This window comes from Caballeronia sp. Lep1P3 (assembly GCF_022879595.1).
Classification (GTDB): Bacteria; Pseudomonadota; Gammaproteobacteria; order Burkholderiales; family Burkholderiaceae; genus Caballeronia.
This window is the reverse complement of record NZ_CP084267.1, coordinates 26,576-44,379: the sequence shown is the minus strand read 5'-3', so window position 1 is coordinate 44,379 and position 17,804 is coordinate 26,576. Positions and strand designations below refer to the sequence as shown.

Genomic DNA, 17,804 nt, shown 5'->3' with positions numbered 1-17,804 from the left:
TGCAACGCAGCAAAGGCGGATGGAAACGGGCCGTTGATCGCCGCGCGGCAGGGCGATCGGAGAAGCGGGATGCACATGAAACGGCATCTCTTGGGGCGGGCGGTTCTGTCTTTTCTCTGCGCGGCCACGATCGCGGCGGCGGTCGCGGGTGGATGCAGCGGCGGCGGTTCTTCGAATTCCGCGTCGACTTCGGGCAGCGGCGGATCGGGCGCGGAGCGACGCTGCCCGCCACGCATTCGATGGATGTCGCGACCTACCACAACGACATCGGCCGCACCGGGCAGCAACTCGCCGAAACGGTGCTCGCGCCTGCCAACGTCAATTCCGCCACTTTCGGCAAGCTCGCCGTGTATCCGGTCGACGGCGCCGTCGATTCGAGCCGCTCTTTCTCGCGGGCGTGCCGGTCGCGGGCGGCGCGCGAAATGTCGTCTATGCCGCGACCGAGAACGCGAGCGTCTACGCATTCGACCCGGATACCGGCGCGACGCTCTGGAAAACGTCCACGCTCGCGACCGGCGAAACACCCAGCGACGCGCGCAGCTGCACGCAGATCGCGCCAAGCATCGGCATCACGGCGACGCCCGTCATCGACCGGACGCGCGGTCCGCATGGCGCGATGTATGTCGTGGGCATGTCGAAGGACGGCGCGGGCCGCTGTCACCAGCGCCTTCATGCGCTCGATGTGGCGACAGGCGCGGAACTGTTCGGCGGGCCGGCTGACGTGACCGCCTCGTATCCGGACATTGGGGCGGGCACTGACAATCCCGTCGGTGCGTCAGTAGCCCGCCGTCAAACAGACAGCCGATTCGGAGCAATCCCATATTAGCCGACTGTAAGCTCGGCGAAACTATTTGATTGGCTGGACAGCACTGTCCGGCGCCGGTCGACAAAAAGTAACAAGAAATGAATAAGCAGTCCTATCGGCTCGTTTTTAGCCGAGTCCGCCGCATGCTCGTTGCGGTGGCTGAGTTTGCAACCGCTCGCGGTAATGAATCGGCACAAGGGGAAGGCGTCGCGCGTCGCACGTCTGCCGGATCCGTCATCACTCTTTCAGTCAGCGCGATGGCGTGGGCCGCCATGCTGCTGCTCGGAACCACATCGACGTTGTCAGTCGCGCAGATCGTAGCTGCGCCCGGTTCGGGCGCACAGGTCATTCAGACACAGAATGGCTTGGCGCAAGTCAACATTGCCCGGCCGTCCGCAGCGGGCGTGTCTGTGGGTACGTTCTCGCAATTCGACGTGCCGGCCAAGGGCGCGATTCTGAACAATTCGCCGACCCTCGTTCAGACGCAACAAGCCGGCTACATCAACGGGAATCCCAACCTGTCACCGGGGCAACCGGATCATGCTGGTTGGCAACGAATACGGTGTCGGTGTTTCGAACAAAGGCATCCTCGCTGCGCAGGCGGGCGATCTGACGCTTCAGTCGAACGGCAAGCTGGTTCTGGCGGGCACCACGAATTCGAGCGGTAATGTCAATGCGTCGGCGCGCGATGGCATCGACAACACAGGTACGACCTACGCGCAGGGCAGTGTCAACGCGAGCACATCGGGCGCGCTGACCAACAGCGGTTTGCTGGCCGCGCAGAACAATACGACGATCAATGCGGCAAGTGTCGGCTCGACGGGCACGCTCGCCGCTGGCATAAACGGCGATGGGTCGCTCGCGCAGTCCGGCGACCTGAGCGTGAGCGCATCCGGTAACGTGAGCGCGACGGGCCGCAACGTGGCCGGCGGCAATGCGACCGTGAGCGGCAGCGCAGTCAATCTCGCGGGCAGCACGACATCGGCGAATAACGCGATTGTGCTCGCGGCCAACTCGGGCCAACTGAATCTGTCTGGCGCGACCACGACCGCAGGCAGCACGCTCAATGCGCGCACCAGCGGCACGCTCACGAACGATAACGGCGCGATGTCCTCGGGCGGCGCGCAGACCGTCACGGCGGGCGCGCTCTCCAACCGCAATGGCCAGATGGTGTCGGGCGGCGCGCTGACCGAGAACGTGTCGGGCGCGACCAACAACCAGAACGGCACGATGCAGGCCAATGGCGCGTTGTCGTCGACGTCGGGCTCGTTCGATAACACCGGAGGACATGTCACTTCGCTCGGCGCGGACGGCGTCAGGGTGACGACCGTCGGCCTGCTGAACAACGGCGCAGGCGGCGACATCGGCGGCAACGGCGCGGTCACGATTACCATCACGGATAAGGATCATCAGACGCAGGATGTGGCGAGTCTGAATCGTGATACGGCGGACTTGAACGGGACGGTCAGCAAGCTGCCGGATCTTCAGAACCTGCTGAACCAGCAGGCGAGCACGCAGCAGGCGGCGGCGATCGTGGCGCAGACGGTGGCCACGCAGATCGGGAACTATGCCGAGCGGCAGAAACAGGCGGCTGAGGCCGCGGGCGATCAGGCGACGGCCGATAAGTGGAAGGAAGGCGGCGAGTATCGGATTGCGATGCACATCGCGGGCGGGGCGGCGGTTGCTGGCTTGGGCGGTGGAAGCGTGGCTGGAGGCGCGGCTGGCGCCGGGGTATCGGCGGCGCTGGCTGGCAACTTGAACGATGTGAGCAATGCGATCACGGGCGGGAGTCCGACGGGTAACGCGGACGCAGATCGGGCGCTTGGAAATATCATTGCGAATGTGCTGGCAACAGGAGCAGGCGCGGCAGTGGGTGGTGGAAGTGGCGCGGCGGCGGGTTCAGCTGTCGACATGTACAACGCTGAGGCGCATTGCACGAATCTAAAGTGTGAAGGGAGCACACCCGGGTCAATATCGGCGGGGATCCGAAACGGGGTCGTTTCGATAGCCGAGATGGCCGTGAACCTGCCCAATGGCGGGCCCTTTGCAACGCCGGGCGATCCGGGGTATATCTCGCTGGATGGGCTTCGCGTGCCATATGCAGCGGGCGATCAGATTGGGCCGGGCGTGGAGTTCTTTGCTGCGGTGCTGGCAACCAGAGGCGTGGGAAAAGGCGCAGCGGCTGAAGCGATAGTAGGTGACGCGATTCAGTTTGGCAAAGTTGAGAATCAAATAAGCCACACGTTCCGCCATATCGAGGGGGCTGGATTTGATCGTCAGGTTGTACAGAACGCGATTCAGTCGGATCTATCAGGCATTGCTAGTTCTCTTCCTCAAGGTCAATACACCGGATCAGTTGTTGTGAATGGCGCAAAGCTCGATTACAGCGCATTTAAGTTGCCCGATGGAACGGTCAATGTGGGACGTATCACTCCGCCGAGGACGAAATGAGTATGCGCAAATTACTTCCTGTTGAACTTGCCTTCATTAGAGAAATGCTGAAGGGCAAGCCTGATGAGGGAAGACTCGCATCAAGCCTTGTGGATAGGTTCGTGGAAGAAATGGACGATGGTGGGATGGGGGGATTGAGATTCACCTCGTCTAAAGACGATCGTTCATTAGGTACAGCACTAGCGGAAAAGAAGTTTGCCGATCAGGATGGAGTAACTGTTGTTGCGACCCTGAACTTAGACGGTGATGGAGATCTGTACGAGCTAGACGTCTGGAAGGTAGACTTCTCGCCATTAATTAGCTTCCCTGAGTGATTAAACTTCGACGGCTGCAGGCGTGACCTATACGCCGATGAATTTGCGGACGCTCCATTCGACGTTCCCGAACTACAGCATTACCTCGGCAGTACAGCAGGCAGGGCTTTATGTGCTTCGCCTACCGAAGTAAGCAGTTCGAGCACGAGCCTGCAGTTCGCCAGTCCGAACCTCGGCGATGCGACGCGCTGGGGCAGCGGCGCAGCGAACAATGGCGGCGTCAACGCTTCGCCGTTGAACGCGTCGAGCAGTCAGGGCAGTAGCAACGGAGCTTCCACGACGCAGACGGCGTCGGTGATCACGGGCGGCAGCGTCTTGATCACGAGCCGCACGGGTGACGCGAATGTGATCGGCTCGGGCATTGCGGGCACGCAGGGGCGAACGGTAGTGCATGCAGACGTCGATTTCGCCGCCAATCTCCCTCTGCGGCTCCACCGACCCGATGCCCGCGATCATGCCGCGCGCTACGCTGCTTCACGACGCGTAAACGAACTTGCAGCGCCATCGTCAGTTCAACGCCAGATGGCGCGAGCGAACGCGCGAGCCGTATCGTGATCGCCGCTCAGTGAACTCGACATGGAGAACGAATGAACGCAGCCGATCACATCGACCGGATGATCGCGGAACTCACGGACTGGCGCGGCGAGACGCTCGCGGCCGTGCGCGAGAGCATCCTCGCGGCGGATCAGGACATCGCCGAGGAATGGAGGTACATGGGAAGCCCCGTGTGGTACCGCGACGGAATGGTCGCGGTCGCGAACGCGCACAAGGGCAAGGTGAAACTGACGTTCGCGCACGGCGCGTCGCTGGCCGATCCCGACAAGCTCTTCAACGCGGGACTCGACGGCAACGCGAGACGCGCGATCGACTTCCTCGAAGGCGACAAGGTCGATGCCCCGCGACTCACGAAACTCGTGCGCGCTGCCATCGACTTCAACCGCACGAAGACAGGCAAGTCGAGCAAGCGCCGAGATGCATGACACGCGACCTGTCCGCCAAAACGTTCGATATGCGCTCTACCAGCGAGGCTCCGACGTTCCCGGCGGCGCGGCGGGCCGGTCGTAGCCCGCAGGCGTTCGCGCGAATTGCGCGCTCGGGCGCACCGCTTCGAGTTCGCCGAAACCCGAGGGCGCGCATTCGAGATACGGCGCGAAATCCGGCTTCGCGGTCTTAAGCCCGCCTTCGATGCGCCCGAGGCTGCGCAGCCAATGCCCCGTCTGCGCGAGCGACACCTGCACATGCCAGCTTCCGCCTTCGCGCTGCTGTTTCCAGAGCGCGGCGGCCGCGCCGAAGGCCATCAGGAAGCCGCTCGCCATGTCGAGCATCTGCATCGGCAGCGTGCGCGGCTTGTCCGCGCCATCGGCTTCGCCCTCGGCTGCATTGAAGCCCATCGCCGTCTGCACGAGCGAATCGAAACCGCGACGCGCGGCCCACGGCCCTTCGGTGCCGTAAGCCGTCAGCGAGACATAGACGATGCCCGGCCGCCGCTCAGCCAGCGCCTCAGGCCCGAAGCCGAGCGCGGCGAGACCGCCCGGCCGATAACCCTGCGAAAACACATGCGCCTCGTCGATGAGACGCCACAGCGCCGCGCGTCCGCGCTCGCCGCGCAAGTCCAGCAGCACGGAGCGCTTTCCGCGGCTCATATCCGCGATCGCCGCAATGTTCGGCAGATGCGGCGCGTTCACGAGCATCACGTCCGCGCCGAACGCGGCCAGTGCGCGCCCGCCGACCGGGCCGGCCAGAATGCGCGTGAAGTCGAGCACGCGCACGCCGGAAAGCGGACGCGCATCGGCGGGCAGCGGCGGCAGCGTGCGCGCGGGTGCGTCGCCCAAGCGCGTGATAGTCATCAACGGCTCTGTGGCGAGTGCGGCGCCTTGCGGCGTCGCGTCCCACTGATCGAAGCTGCGCAGCATCGTCACGACGAGGCCGCGTTGCGCGCACGCTTCCTCGAAATCGCTCGCGCGCCAGTCGGAAAGCGCGCGCTCGGCATCCGCGCGCGTGGCAGTGCGCGGGTCGAGGCCGAGCACGCGCAGCGCGCCGTCCTGATGATGCTCGAAGTTCGCGTGGATGCGCACGTAGCCGTCGGCGGCGCGGTAGAGGCCGGAGAACGGGCCCCACGTCTCCGGCTCCTTGCCGTCGAGCGTGAAATGCCCGGTGCATTCGATGGCCGCGTGCGTCATGTCGACCGACACGCGCTGGCGCGGCGCGCCGCGCGCATGGGCGAGTTCGCACGCGGCGAGCGCGGCGGCGGCAATGGTGGACTGCGCCGCGGTGCCGACCGCGAACGTGGAAGGAAAAACCGGGTCGCGGCCCGGCAGGTCGACGAAGGAGAGGGCGTCGCCGGGCAGGGCGGCGAGACGCCAGATCGACTGCAGCGTATCGAAGGATGCGGGCATGATCGGAAAGATGGCGCGAGGGGGACGCGCCATTGTCGCGCCGATTCGCGATGTTTTCCCGGATCAAGTCCGGCTCACGTCACCGTGACACTTTGCGTTCAGCCGCGCCGCGTCGCCAGTTCCGCGCCCTGGCGCAGCGCTTCGAGCAGGCTGCCTTCATCGGCGATGCCCTTGCCGGCGATGTCGAACGCGGTGCCGTGATCCACCGACGTGCGGATCACGTCTAGCCCGACCGTCACGTTGACGCCCGCTTCCAGCCCGAGCACCTTCACCGGGCCGTGGCCCTGATCGTGATACATCGCGACGACGAGATCGAAGTCGCCGCGCCCCGCGCGATAAAAAAGCGTATCGGCGGGCAGCGGGCCGGTCACGTCCAGCCCTTGCTCCTGCAGCGCCTTCACCGCCGGAATGATCTTCTCTTCTTCCTCGCCGTAGCCGAAAAGCCCGTTCTCGCCCGCATGCGGATTGATGCCGCACACGCCGATGCGCGGCTTCGCGATGCCCGCCTTCACGAGCGTCGCGTTGCCGCGCTCGATCGTGCGCTGAACGAGGCCCGGCTCGATCTTGCGGATCGCGTCGATGATGCCGATATGCGTCGTCACGTGAATCACGCGCAGCTTGGGCGCGACGAGCATCATCGACACTTCGTCGACGCCCGTGAGATGCGCGAGCATCTCCGTGTGGCCCGGGAACTTGTGGCCGCCCGCGTGCAGCGCTTCCTTGTTGAGCGGCGCGGTGCAGATCGCGTCGATCTGGTTCGCCTGCGCGAGTTCGACGGCGCGCGCAATGTACTGATACGCGGCGTCGCCCGCGACGGCGGAAAGCTGGCCGAACGGCAGATCGTCGGGAATCAGCCCGAGGTCGATGCAGTCGATCGCGCCCGGTTCGTAGCGCGCTTCGGAGGCGTCCTTCACGCGCCGCACTGTCGCCTTCACGCCGGTGATCTCGATGGCGCGCTCGAGACGCTTGGCATCGCCGATCACGAGCGGGCGGCACTGCGCGTACACCGTGGCGTGCGCGAGGCTCTTGACGACGATTTCCGGGCCCACGCCGCTCGCGTCGCCCATCGTGATGCCGATTACGGGAAGATAGTTGGTCATGATGGTTCGTTGATGTTGAGGGTTTCGCGTGGTCCGCGTTGTGTTCCGTTGTGTTCGTTAGCGGGCGCTGGTTTGCATGCTCGTCTGCAGAGTTTCGTTCGGCAGTCCGCGCAGATGGCGGTACGCGCCGTAGAGCGCGTGTTCGCTGCCGAAGGCGCCGGCTTTCGTGACGATGGCCGCGCCGCCCGCCGCGTCCGATGCGCTCGCGCGCCCGAGCGCCACGCCCGCCTCGATCTCGCGCACGAGTTCGAGGCTCCCGACGTTCGCCGCCGCGAGCATCGCGCGGGCGGTTTCGCCGCCGGTCGCGATCAGCCCGCCGAGCGCGCCGAAGTGCGGCGCGACGAGTGCGGCGAGCGCATTCGAGAGGCGCGCGCCTTCGGACGGATCGAACGCGTCGTCGCGGCCGATTCGCACGATCAGGTCGTGCCCGCCGCGCAGCCGCTCGCCGATGTCGTCGCCCCACGCTTGCCAGCTTTCGTGACGCGCGCCATCGCGCAGCACGGCGGGCGGCACGATCAACTCGACTATGCCGGCCTCGCTGCGCAGCATCGCGCATTGCCGCTCCGACACCGCCGAGAGACTGCCGACGAGCGCGAGCACCGGCCCGTGCGCGACATCCGCGGAAGGCAGGCGCGCAGCCGACGACGCCGGCGTGGCGAAGAGATCGGGCAGCGCCGCGAGTTCGCGCGCGAGACCGCCCGAGCCGACCCAGAAAAACGGCGTATCGAGCGATGCGGTGATGCGCGCGAGCGACGCGAGATCGTCGCTGGTTTCGGCATCGACGATGAGCGCCCCCACGCCGTCCGAAGCCGCCGCCGCGATGGTCGCGGCAAGCGTCTGCGGCGCGCCGCGCAGCGTATCCAGCGCGACGTGCGAAGTCGAAAGGCCCGCTGCCTGAAGCATCGGCGCGAGGCCGGCTTCGCGGCCCGCGTGTTCGAGTTGCCACGTCTCGGTCTGATCGAGCGGCACGCCATGCACGAACACGCCGCCGTCGCGCACCGTGCGGCCCGTCGCGGGGAACGCGGGCGCGACGATCGCCGGGCCGGCGAGACGCGCGAGCGCCGCGACTTCGGCGGTCCAGTTGCCGCGCAGCGTCGAATCGATTTTCTTGTAGAGACGGCGGCCGGGCGCGCAGAGCGTCTGCCATACCTCGGCGACGCGCGCGGCGGCGTCGGCGGGCGAGAGGCGGCGCGTGTCCGTGTCGGCGGCGATCACGATGGCGTTGTCAGGTGCGGACGCGTCTAGCGTGACGACGGTCTTGCGGCCCGCCGCCGCGAACGCGATTGCGCAGTCGGCGGCGCCCGAGAGGTCGTCGGCGACGATCAGCATGCTCGTGGCTTTGTCGCTCATCGCGCCGCTCCGCGCTTTTGCGCCGCGCCGGCCGGGGCGGGCGCATCGCCTGGCTTGTTGACGCGTTTCGCGATGGCGGCGGTCACGATCGGCGTGACGATGGCCGTCACCACGACGCAGGCCGCGACGAGCAGCGTCGCCGACTTCGCGGCGGCTTCGTACACTGGATTGGCCGCCGCGATGAGCGCCGGAACCGCCGCCGCATTGCCCGCCGTATTCGCCGCCGCCGCGCCCGCGACGCCCGTGCCGCCCGTCAGACGGTCCGCGAGAAAGAGCGGAATGCCCGTCACGACGACGACCGCGAGACCGAGGCCGATACCGAGCAGGCCCGCCTGCCAGACCTTGTGCAGGTCGAGGCTCGCGCCGAGTGCGAGCGCGAAGAACGGAATCATCACCGGCACCGCACGGCCCAGAAAGTCGCGCATTTCGCGGTCGAGGTTGCCGAGCAGCATGCCGATGGCGAGCGGCAGGATGCTGCCGACGAGCGTCGGCCACGGAAACGCCGACAGGCCCGCGACGCCGAGCGTGACCATCGTGAGGAACGGACCGGATTCGAGCGACATGATCGTGTACGCGCCGACGTCTTCCGAGCGCCCGTACTGGCCCATCAGCGCCATGTAGAGACCGCCGTTGGTGTCGTTCATCGCGGCGACGACGGCGAGCGTCGAAATGCCCGCGAACATGCCGGAGTTGATCGGCTGCTCGCCGAGAAAGTGGCCGAGCACGACGCCCGCGAGAATCGCCATGCCGACTTTGGTGAGGAAGAGCGCGCCGCCCTTCTTGAGCAGATACGGCGTGGCTTTCACGTCGATGCCCGCGCCCATGCAGACATAGAACACGGCGAGAATCGGCAGCGCGCCGGTGAACAGCGCGCTCGTGAACGAGCCGAAGAACTTCGGCATGCCCGGCAGGAATGTCGCGATGAGCGAGCCGATCAGGAGCGGAACGATCATCATGCCGCCGGGTACGCGCTCTACCGCGCGCTTGATTGGAATCTGGGCCATTCGTGTCTCCAGGAGAGATTCTTGTGTGATTCGATCATAAAGTGATCGGTTCGATCAATCGCAGTGTATCGTTTGATCGAAGCGCGCGCAATTGCGCCTGTGTGCGCGTAAACACTGATCGGATCGTGCAGCACCGTCATGACGAATGATCGAAACGGTCAACTGCGCGGAATGACCCTCGTCGACTATCGAGCATTGATTGCGCCCGGGCCCGCGCGCGCATTCGATACACTGGCGGCCCCCGCCGGGGCCTGCGAACGCGTCAACCAGAGGAGCCGCATGAAAGTCGAGAAACGCCGGGAAGCCATGCTCAAGGCCGTGCTGTCGGGCATGAACGATGTCGCCGCGCTCTGCGAACACTTCGGCATGTCGGAGGCGACGGTGCGGCGCGACCTGCGTGCGCTCGCCGACGAACGGCGCATCGTGCGCACGTATGGCGGCGCGGCGTCGGTGGGCGCGCATGAGCCGGAGGAATCGCTGGACACGCGGCGCGAGAGTTTTCGGGAGCAGAAGGAAGCGATCGGGCGCGCGGCGGCGCGCTATGTGCAGGACGGCGACACGCTCTTTCTCGACGGCGGCACGACGACCGCCGCGCTCGCCCGCTGCCTCGCCGGGCGCGAGCGCGTGCAGGTGGTCACGAACAATCTGCTCGCCGTGAGCGCGCTCGCGTCGGCGAACGTGCGCGTGACGCTGATCGGCGGCGACGTGCGGCCATCGAGCATGAGCACGCTCGGGCCGATCGCGCAGATCGCGCTCTCACGGCTCACGTTCGACAAGGCGTTTCTCGGCGCGGACGGCGTCGTCGCGGGGCGCGGGCTGTGCGAGGCGACCGCGGAACAGGCGTTCCTGAAGGAGTGCATCGTCGCGCAGGCGGCGAGCGTCTTCGTGCTCGTGACGTCCGAGAAGCTCGGGCGCGCGAGCCAGCAGCACTGGACGCCGCTCGAACGCGACTGGACGCTCGTCACCGATGCGCTCGCCGACAACGACGCCTTAGAGCGCTTCACGCGGCGCGGCAACGTGACGGTTGAGCGCGCGCCGTCGGACGCGCGCTGAATCATCTGTCCGCGAGCGCGAGCACCGCTTCCACTTCGTCGAGATCGACGGGTTTCACGAGATGCGCGTCGAAGCCGGCGGCGCGCGTGCGGGCGATGTCTTCGTCCGAACCCAGGCCCGTCATCGCGGCGACGATCACGTGTCTGCCGCCGTCGTGCGTCACCTGCTCGCGGATCGCGCGGATCACGTCGAAGCCCGTGAGCCCGGGCATCGACAAGTCGAGCAGCACGACGCGCGGGCGTCTCGCGTCGAAGAGACTGAGCGCCTCTTCGCCGTCGTAGGCCGCGCGCGCCGCGTGCCCGAGCATGTCCACGAGCAGCGTCATGCTGTCGGCGGAGTCGCGGTTGTCGTCCACGACGAGCACGTCCAGTCGCCGGCTTGCCGACGCGCCCGGCTGCGCGGGCTTCGACGCGCCCTGCGAGGGCGCTTGCGCGAGCGGCAGCCAGAGCGTGAACGCACTGCCACGGCCCGCACCGTCGCTTTTCGCCTCCACGCGCCCGCCGTGCAGTTCCGCGATGGCCCGCACGAGCGTGAGGCCGATGCCCAGGCCGCCTTCGTCCAGATGCGCGCCCGGCGGATGTTCCTGCACGAAGAGGTCGAACACGGTGCCGAGCGCATCGGCGGAAATGCCGCGGCCCTGATCGATCACGCGGACCATCGCCGTGCCGCCGCGCGGACCGACTTCGAGCGTGACCGTCGAGCCGGGCGGACTGAACTTCGATGCGTTGTTGAGCAGGTTGTTGAGCGCCTGCACGAGTCGCGTCGGGTCGCCGTTGACGTGAACGCGCTTGCCGCCGTCCTCGACGACGAGGCGCTGCCCGCGCGCGTCGAACCACGGCTGGCTCGCTTCCACGGAGAGGTGCACGACATCCGCGAGATCGACGATTTCGGTCGACAGGCGAATCTTGCCCGAACTGACGCGGCCGGCTTCGAGCAAATCGTCCACGAGCTTCGTGAGATGCGCGAGCTGCCGGTCGACGATCTGGCGGCTGCGGATCACGTCGGCGTCGTCGGACGCCTTGAGCTTCAGGATGCTGACCGCGTTGCGGATGGGCGCGAGCGGATTGCGCAGTTCATGGCCGAGCAGCGCGAGAAATTCGTTCATGCGCCGGCTCGACGCCTCCAGTTCTTCGAGGCGGCGGCGCGTGGTCATGTCGCGCGTGATCGCGACGAAATCCTGCTCGTGGCCGTGGCTGGACGGCAGCGCGCTCAGGATGACGTGCCCGCGAAACTCCGAGCCGTCCTTGCGCACGCGCCAGTCCTCGTGCTCCACGCGCCCTTGCTCGCTCGCGCGGCGCAGGTCGTCGCCGGGGCGGTCGCGGCCCAGTTCGTCGGCCGAATAAAAGAGCGCGAAATGCCGGCCGATCGCTTCGTCCGCGGTGTAGCCGTAGAGCGCGCGGGCGCCGTCGTTCCACGAGCGCACGACGCCGTGCTGATCCAGCATGCAGATGGCGTAGTCGCTGACCGAATCGATCAAAAGACGCAGGCGCTGGTTCGCCTCGGTGGCGCGCAGCCGGTCCGTGATGTCGTAGATGAAGCAGGCGAATTCGCGCTGGCCGTCGAACCAGACTTCGCTGATCGTCAGTTCGGCGGCGAATTCGGTGCCGTCGCGTTTTTGGGCGGGAAACTCCGTGCGCGTGTTGATGATGCGCGCCTCGCCCGTTGCGAGATAGCGCGTGAGCCCGGCGCGATGCGCGTCGCGAAAGCGCTCGGGGACGATGAGATCGGCGAGTTCGCGGTTCACCGCCTCGTGCGCGCGCCAGCCGAAGAGCGTCACGGCGGCCTCGTTCCAGTCGACGATCATGCCGGCTTCGTCCATCGACAGGAAAGCGACGTGCGCGTTGTCGAGCACCGTGCGGCGGCGGCGCATGGCATCGGCGAGCTTTTTCTCGTACTCAACGCGCAGCGACGATTCCACGCTCAGATTGGCGCTCACGCTCGCGTTGCGTTCGACGAGCTGCCGGTTCTCCTGCGCGATTTCCTCGCGCGCGATGGTTTCCGCGATGCACGCGCAGAACGCGTTGAGGATGCCGATGTCCGACTGGCCGAACTGGTCCGGCTGGCCGGAGATGAATTTGAGCACCGCGACCGAGCGGCCCTCGTAGACGACGGGCGCGACGACCATCGAGATCGCGCCGACCGCCTGGCACGCGGCGCGGTCCACGCGGTGATCGGTGGCGGTATTGCGGCTCACGAGCGCCTGCTGCCGCGTGATGCACAGGCCCGACAGACTGCCTGCGCTCGGCAGCCGCGTGCCGACGTGACGCGCCGCCGCGCCGCTCGCCGCGCGGTAGACGAGCTCGTCGCCCTCGATCCATTCGATCACGGTGGAGGCGACGCCCGCGACCTCGCGAAGCGTATCGGTCACTTTCTGCAGGTAGTCGGGAAGCGGCAGCTTCGAATGGGCGAGACTCGCGAAGGTCGCGAACCACCGCTGGAAATGCGCCTGGCGTTTATGGTCGCCCCTGAAGTCCTTGTCGGATGCCGAAGCCTCGTACTGAAAGCACATAGCCCTTGTGTTCCATCGATGGAGCGCGCACCTGCTGCGCGCAAAAAAATCGGCCTATCGGCGGTTCGAAGTGGCATCAATTGGAACACAAAAGAGCCGCAAACGTTTGCAAAAGGGCGCTTAAGTCTGCTGATTTGGCGGCGAACCGACAGTAAAAAGTGCCCATCTGCCGCTGCCACGCCCGGTAACTTTCGTTCTCCTTCCTGCCGATGCCCGACGCGCCGTGCCCCACCTCGGGCAAACCCCAACCCCCTCTTTTCTAGGGGGCGGAGAGGGGTGGACGTGCTGGCAACCTTGAGCCAGCAATTCACAGAGCGAGCGACGCGCGAAGCGGGAAAGGCCGACGCCCACGCACTGCCCCGTCACGTTCGAAGGCGGGGACGCGATGGAAGGCGGAGGCCGGATTAGTTAGGCGTGCATGGGATGCGTTGCTGGCCATAACGGAGGAGACAAGGGACATGATGCACCGCATTTCATGCGCAACAGCACGACGCCGGCCGCGCCTCACGATACTCGCGGGGCTCGTTTCGGCGGCTGTCACGTCGAACGCCCACGCTTTCAAGATCAGCACGCCATCCACCGACTGGGACGTGAACTGGGACAACACCGTCACGTACAACATCGGCATGCGCACGCAGGGCATCGACCCGATGATCGGCAACAACCCGAACTTCGACGATGGCGACTACAAGTTCCGCCACGCGGGCGATATCGTGACGAACCGCGTCGCGCTCGTCTCCGAGTTCAGCGCGGCCTACAAGGGATTCGTGGGCTTCAAGCTGTCCGGCTCGGCGTGGAAGGACTTCGCGTATGGCAGCGGCGACGTGACGAACCCCGGCGTCTTCGCGCCGGCGGGCGGCGGGCTGCCGGCCGTGCCGTACCGGGCCATCGGCTCCTATCCAAACGGGCATTACGGCTCGTTCACGGATCGCTACTACGTGCAGGGCGCGCAGTTGCTCGACGGCTTCGCGTTCCTCAACTCGGATGTCGGCGGCAAGGCGTTCTATCTCAAGGCCGGCCAGTTCACCGAATACTGGGGCAACTCGCTGCTCTTTCCGTTCTCGGGCATCTCGGTCGCGCAGGGCGCGCTCGACAGCATCAAGGGCTTGAACTCGCCCGGCACGCAGACGAAGGAACTGCTGCTGCCGCGTCCGCAGGTGAGCCTCACGGCGCAAGTGACGCCCGAGGTGTCGGTGTCGGGCCAATACGCGCTCGGATGGACCTATAACCGCCTCGCCACGGGCGGCACGTACCTGCAGGCCAACGACGCCATCGCGCAAGGTCCGTCCGGCCTTCTCGCGGCGACGCTGCCGGGCGCCGTCATCGGCAGGCCGGGCGGCTATGTGCCGGTGTTCATTCCGCAGGGGCCGTCGCTCACGCCGCCGCAGGTCGATAACAACTTCGGCATCAAGCTCGGCTGGACACCGAGCTTCATGAACGGGCAGATGGGCTTCTACTTCCGCCGCTTCGACGAATCGCAGCCGTGGGTGCTCACCGACTGGGCGCGTGGCGTTCCGACCAACTATCACCTCGCCTATAACCGCGGCGCGCAACTCTTCGGCTATAGCCTCGATACGACCATCGGCAGCGTCGCGACCGGCTTCGAAGTGTCGTGGCGGCGCAATACCGCGCTCAATACGGCGTTGAGCCCCAACATCGCGACGCAGACGGAAGGCGCCACCGGCGACGTGCTGAACATGATCGCGAACGCCATCGTTCCGCTGTCGAGCAGCCCGCTCTGGCAGACGGGATCGCTCGTCGCCGAACTGTCGTATTCGCATCTGCTGTCGGTCGACAAGAACGGAGCCATCTACAACGGCGTCGGCTACGGCGGCTGTCCGAGCGGCAACAAGTGGAACGGCTGCTCGACGAAGGATTACGTCGGCGCGGGCTTCGTCTTCACGCCGCAATGGCTCCAGGTCATGCCCGGCGTCGATCTGAGCATGCCCACTTCCATGACGGTCGGCCTCTACGGGAACAACCCGCAGAACCCCGGCTCGTCGGCGGCGGGCCAGGGCTTCTTCACCTATTCGATTGGCCTTCAGGCGCTGGTGCGCCAGAAAGCCACCGTCACGCTCGCCTACAACGGCTACCACGCGCATGTGAACACGCTGGCCCGGACGCCGAGCGGCTTGTCGTATGCCTCGGGCGGCAACGGGCTCTTCGATCTCAACGATCGCCCGTGGGTTTCATTGACGGTTCAATCGTGGTTCTGACACCGACTTCCAAAACGATAGGAGACACGTACATGAAAATCCTGTTTCAATTGCTGGCGGCGGGCGTCGTCACCGCGCATGCGGCGGGCGCGTTCGCAGCCGTATCCGCCGACGAAGCCAAGCAGCTCGGCACGACGCTCACCGCTTTCGGCGCGGAAAAGGCCGGCAGTAGCGATGGCGCGATCCCCGAGTACTCGGGAGGCCTCACGAAGCCGCCCGCCGATTTCACGCCGGGCAGCGGCGTATGGCCGGACCCGTTCAAGAACGAGAAGCCTGTCGTGGGCATCACGGCGTCCAACATGGGGCAGTATGCGGACCAGTTGACGCCGGGCGTGCAGGCGCTCCTGCAGCGGTTCCCGGAATATCGCGTGGACGTGTATCCGACGCACCGGACGATGCACTACCCGAAATGGGTTCTCGACAACACGCTCCAGAACGCGACCAGCGCGAAGCTCGTCGGCAAGGTCGAGGGCGACGGCGTCGAAGGCGCGTTCGGCGGCATTCCGTTCCCGATTCCGAAGAACGGCTACGAGGTCATGTGGAATGCGCAGCTGAGCTATCAGCGCACACAGTACGAAGCGCAGAACGTGGGCGCGTATCTCGTCGATACGTCCGGCGGGCGCACCGAGCTGCCGGTGATGAACGTGATCGAGTACAAGCCGTACTACGACCAGCGCAACGCAGGCGGCGCGTTCAAGGGTCCGCACGATCGCATGTGGCTCACGCTGCTCACGCCGCCGACGCAGGCGGGCACGTCCAACCTCGTGGACTATTCCATCAACTATTCGGACACCGATCAGGTCAGTTGGGCGTATTTCCCGGCGCAGCGCCGCGTGCGGATGGCGCCCGACTTCAAGTACGACACGCCGACGGCAGCCTATGGCGGCGTGCTCTTCTGGGACGAAGCGAAGCTCTTCGCCGGCCGCATGGACAAGTTCGATTTCAAGCTGATCGGCAAGAAGCAGATCATCGTTCCGTACAACAACTATCGCTACTCGCAGTTGCCGGTGGACGACGTATTCGGCCCGAAGCACATCAAGCCCGATGCGCTGCGCTGGGAGCGTCACCGCGTCTGGGTCGTCGAGGCGACGCTCAAGCCGGGCGCGCGTCACGCGTATTCGAAGCGCGTGTTCTTCGTGGATGAAGACGGCTGGACGCTCATGGAAGCCGATGGCTACGGACACGACGGCAAGCTCTGGCGCGTGGGCCTCGACTATCCGATCAACTACTACGACGGTTCGGGCGGCGTCTTTATCAGCGCCAACTCGTTCTACGACCTGCAGAAGGGCAATTACTTCTCGTTCTTCACGGGCAGCTCGCGCGGCAACCCGACGCTGCGCGTGTCGGACAAGCTCGAGAAGCCGAACCTCTTCACGCCGGCCGGCATGGCGGGAACGGGGCTTCGCTGATGCGATGCAGGGCGGCGGCGTGATCGAAAACGCCGCCTGCAAGCGCAGTCAACCAGGATGCGATTGGCGAGGGCAGCAATGGTTCATCGAAAGTACGCAAGCCTGGCTTGCAGCGGCGTGATGGTGGCGGCGCTGGCAACGGGGGCGTGGGCGGCAGGGGCGGCAGGGGCGCAAGCCGCTCCGTTCGTGGATCCGCTCGACGCGAGTGCGGTGCTTTATCGGAACGCGGCGGAACGGCCGCTGATGTCGGTATCGCGCGCGGGAAAACGGCTCGTCGCGGTCGGCATGCGCGGGCTGATCGTAACGTCGGACGACGAAGGCAAGACGTGGACGCAGACCGCATCGCCGGTTCGCAGCGATCTGCTCGCATCGTGCTTTCCGTCCGCGCGCGAAGGATGGGCGGTCGGACACGACGGCGTCATCCTTCACACCGCCGATGGAGGGCGCACCTGGGCCAGGCAGTTCGACGGGCGCATGGCGGCGAAGGCGCTGATCGACGATTACCGCGCGCGCATCGCCGCCGGGCAGACCAACCTTCAGCCGTATCTCGACCAGTTGACGCTGAACTACAAAGCGGGTCCTTCCTTGCCGCTTCTGGGCGTGTGGTTCAAGGACACGCAGCATGGCATCGCGGTGGGGCCGTTCGGCCTCGCGATCGCCACCGGCGATGGCGGCAAGACGTGGATGCCCGCCCTCGAACTCGTCGATAACCCCGGCTTTCTGCATCTGCAGGGCATCGGCGAAGCGGCGGGCGAGGTCTTCATCGCCGGCGAGCGCGGCACGGTGTTCAGGCTGGATCGCGGTTCGGGCACGTTCCGCGCCGTCCCGACGGGCTATGCGGGCAGTCTCTTCGGTGTCGCGGGTCACGACGAGGCGCTCATCGCCTACGGGCTCAAGGGCACGCTGTACCGGAGCGCCGATCACGGCGCGAGCTGGACGCGCATCGACAGTCCCTTGCATGGCCTCGTGACGAGCGCGGTCTACGTGCCGGAGCGCCACGCGTTCGTGCTCGTGACGGCGGCGGGCGAAATCGCGATCGCCGACAGCGACGCGCGCCGCGTCGCGCTCGTCAAGGGCGGCCGGCCGGTCCCGGCGACCGGCGTGCAGCCGGTTTCCAGCGATGAACTCGTGCTCACCGGGCTCGATGGCGTGCGCGCCGTCGAGCTTCCGTAACCGTTTGCCCCGGAACAATCAACA

General features: G+C 66.1%; 13 protein-coding genes and 1 pseudogene. 9 read left to right on the top strand and 5 right to left on the bottom strand.

Annotation, left to right across the window (positions count from 1 at the left end):
- The first annotated feature begins 397 nt into the window (after positions 1-397).
- The 5 genes and pseudogenes from LDZ27_RS29075 to LDZ27_RS20770 all read left to right on the top strand — a co-directional run bounded on the left by LDZ27_RS29075 (position 398) and on the right by LDZ27_RS20770 (position 4,550).
- A complete protein-coding gene (locus LDZ27_RS29075; RefSeq protein WP_370653469.1) occupies positions 398-826 on the top strand; it encodes a hypothetical protein in 429 nt (142 codons plus the stop codon).
- A 77-nt stretch (positions 827-903) separates the two neighbouring features.
- A pseudogene (locus LDZ27_RS29070) lies at positions 904-1,221 on the top strand (ESPR domain-containing protein); the annotation flags it as partial.
- A gap of 124 nt (positions 1,222-1,345) precedes the next feature.
- Positions 1,346-3,256, top strand: a complete 1,911-nt coding sequence (locus tag LDZ27_RS20780) for a hypothetical protein (RefSeq protein WP_244817688.1) — start codon at positions 1,346-1,348, stop codon at positions 3,254-3,256.
- On the top strand, positions 3,253-3,570 hold the full coding sequence (locus tag LDZ27_RS20775; RefSeq protein WP_244817687.1) for a hypothetical protein: 318 nt from the start codon (positions 3,253-3,255) through the stop codon (positions 3,568-3,570). The genes LDZ27_RS20780 and LDZ27_RS20775 overlap by 4 nt, the downstream gene beginning before the upstream one ends.
- 587 nt (positions 3,571-4,157) lie before the next feature.
- Positions 4,158-4,550, top strand: a complete 393-nt coding sequence (locus tag LDZ27_RS20770) for a DUF1801 domain-containing protein (RefSeq protein ID WP_244817686.1) — start codon at positions 4,158-4,160, stop codon at positions 4,548-4,550.
- Positions 4,551-4,586: 36 nt separating this feature from the next.
- Here the strand turns inward: LDZ27_RS20770 and LDZ27_RS20765 are convergent, their stop codons facing one another.
- From LDZ27_RS20765 to LDZ27_RS20750, 4 genes are all read right to left on the bottom strand, one after another.
- A complete protein-coding gene (locus LDZ27_RS20765; protein WP_244817988.1) occupies positions 4,587-5,966 on the bottom strand; it encodes a CoA transferase in 1,380 nt (459 codons plus the stop codon).
- 98 nt (positions 5,967-6,064) lie between these two features.
- On the bottom strand, positions 6,065-7,066 hold the full coding sequence (gene pdxA, locus LDZ27_RS20760) for a 4-hydroxythreonine-4-phosphate dehydrogenase PdxA (RefSeq protein ID WP_244817685.1): 1,002 nt from the start codon (positions 7,064-7,066) through the stop codon (positions 6,065-6,067).
- 57 nt (positions 7,067-7,123) lie between these two features.
- Positions 7,124-8,416 carry a four-carbon acid sugar kinase family protein gene (locus tag LDZ27_RS20755; protein ID WP_244817684.1) on the bottom strand — a complete coding sequence of 431 codons (1,293 nt, stop codon included), beginning with the start codon at positions 8,414-8,416 and terminating at the stop codon, positions 7,124-7,126.
- On the bottom strand, positions 8,413-9,420 hold the full coding sequence (locus LDZ27_RS20750; RefSeq protein ID WP_244817683.1) for a 2-keto-3-deoxygluconate permease: 1,008 nt from the start codon (positions 9,418-9,420) through the stop codon (positions 8,413-8,415). Before LDZ27_RS20750 ends, LDZ27_RS20755 begins: the two co-directional genes overlap by 4 nt.
- Before the next feature lie 279 nt (positions 9,421-9,699).
- Here LDZ27_RS20750 and LDZ27_RS20745 point away from each other — a divergent pair, with 279 nt between their 5' ends.
- A complete protein-coding gene (locus tag LDZ27_RS20745) occupies positions 9,700-10,473 on the top strand; it encodes a DeoR/GlpR family DNA-binding transcription regulator (protein WP_244817682.1) in 774 nt (257 codons plus the stop codon).
- A 1-nt stretch (position 10,474) separates the two neighbouring features.
- Here the strand turns inward: LDZ27_RS20745 and LDZ27_RS20740 are convergent, their stop codons facing one another.
- Positions 10,475-12,982 carry a PAS domain S-box protein gene (locus tag LDZ27_RS20740; protein ID WP_244817681.1) on the bottom strand — a complete coding sequence of 836 codons (2,508 nt, stop codon included), beginning with the start codon at positions 12,980-12,982 and terminating at the stop codon, positions 10,475-10,477.
- A 458-nt stretch (positions 12,983-13,440) separates the two neighbouring features.
- On the opposite strand from LDZ27_RS20740, the gene LDZ27_RS20735 reads away from it, so the two are divergent.
- The 3 genes from LDZ27_RS20735 to LDZ27_RS20725 all read left to right on the top strand — a co-directional run bounded on the left by LDZ27_RS20735 (position 13,441) and on the right by LDZ27_RS20725 (position 17,780).
- Positions 13,441-15,198 (top strand): DUF1302 domain-containing protein, encoded by a 1,758-nt coding sequence (locus LDZ27_RS20735; protein ID WP_244817680.1) that lies wholly within the window; start codon positions 13,441-13,443, stop codon positions 15,196-15,198.
- A gap of 32 nt (positions 15,199-15,230) precedes the next feature.
- Positions 15,231-16,607 carry a DUF1329 domain-containing protein gene (locus tag LDZ27_RS20730; protein ID WP_244817679.1) on the top strand — a complete coding sequence of 459 codons (1,377 nt, stop codon included), beginning with the start codon at positions 15,231-15,233 and terminating at the stop codon, positions 16,605-16,607.
- Positions 16,608-16,685: 78 nt separating this feature from the next.
- A complete protein-coding gene (locus tag LDZ27_RS20725) occupies positions 16,686-17,780 on the top strand; it encodes a YCF48-related protein (protein ID WP_244817678.1) in 1,095 nt (364 codons plus the stop codon).
- The last annotated feature ends 24 nt before the right edge of the window (positions 17,781-17,804 follow it).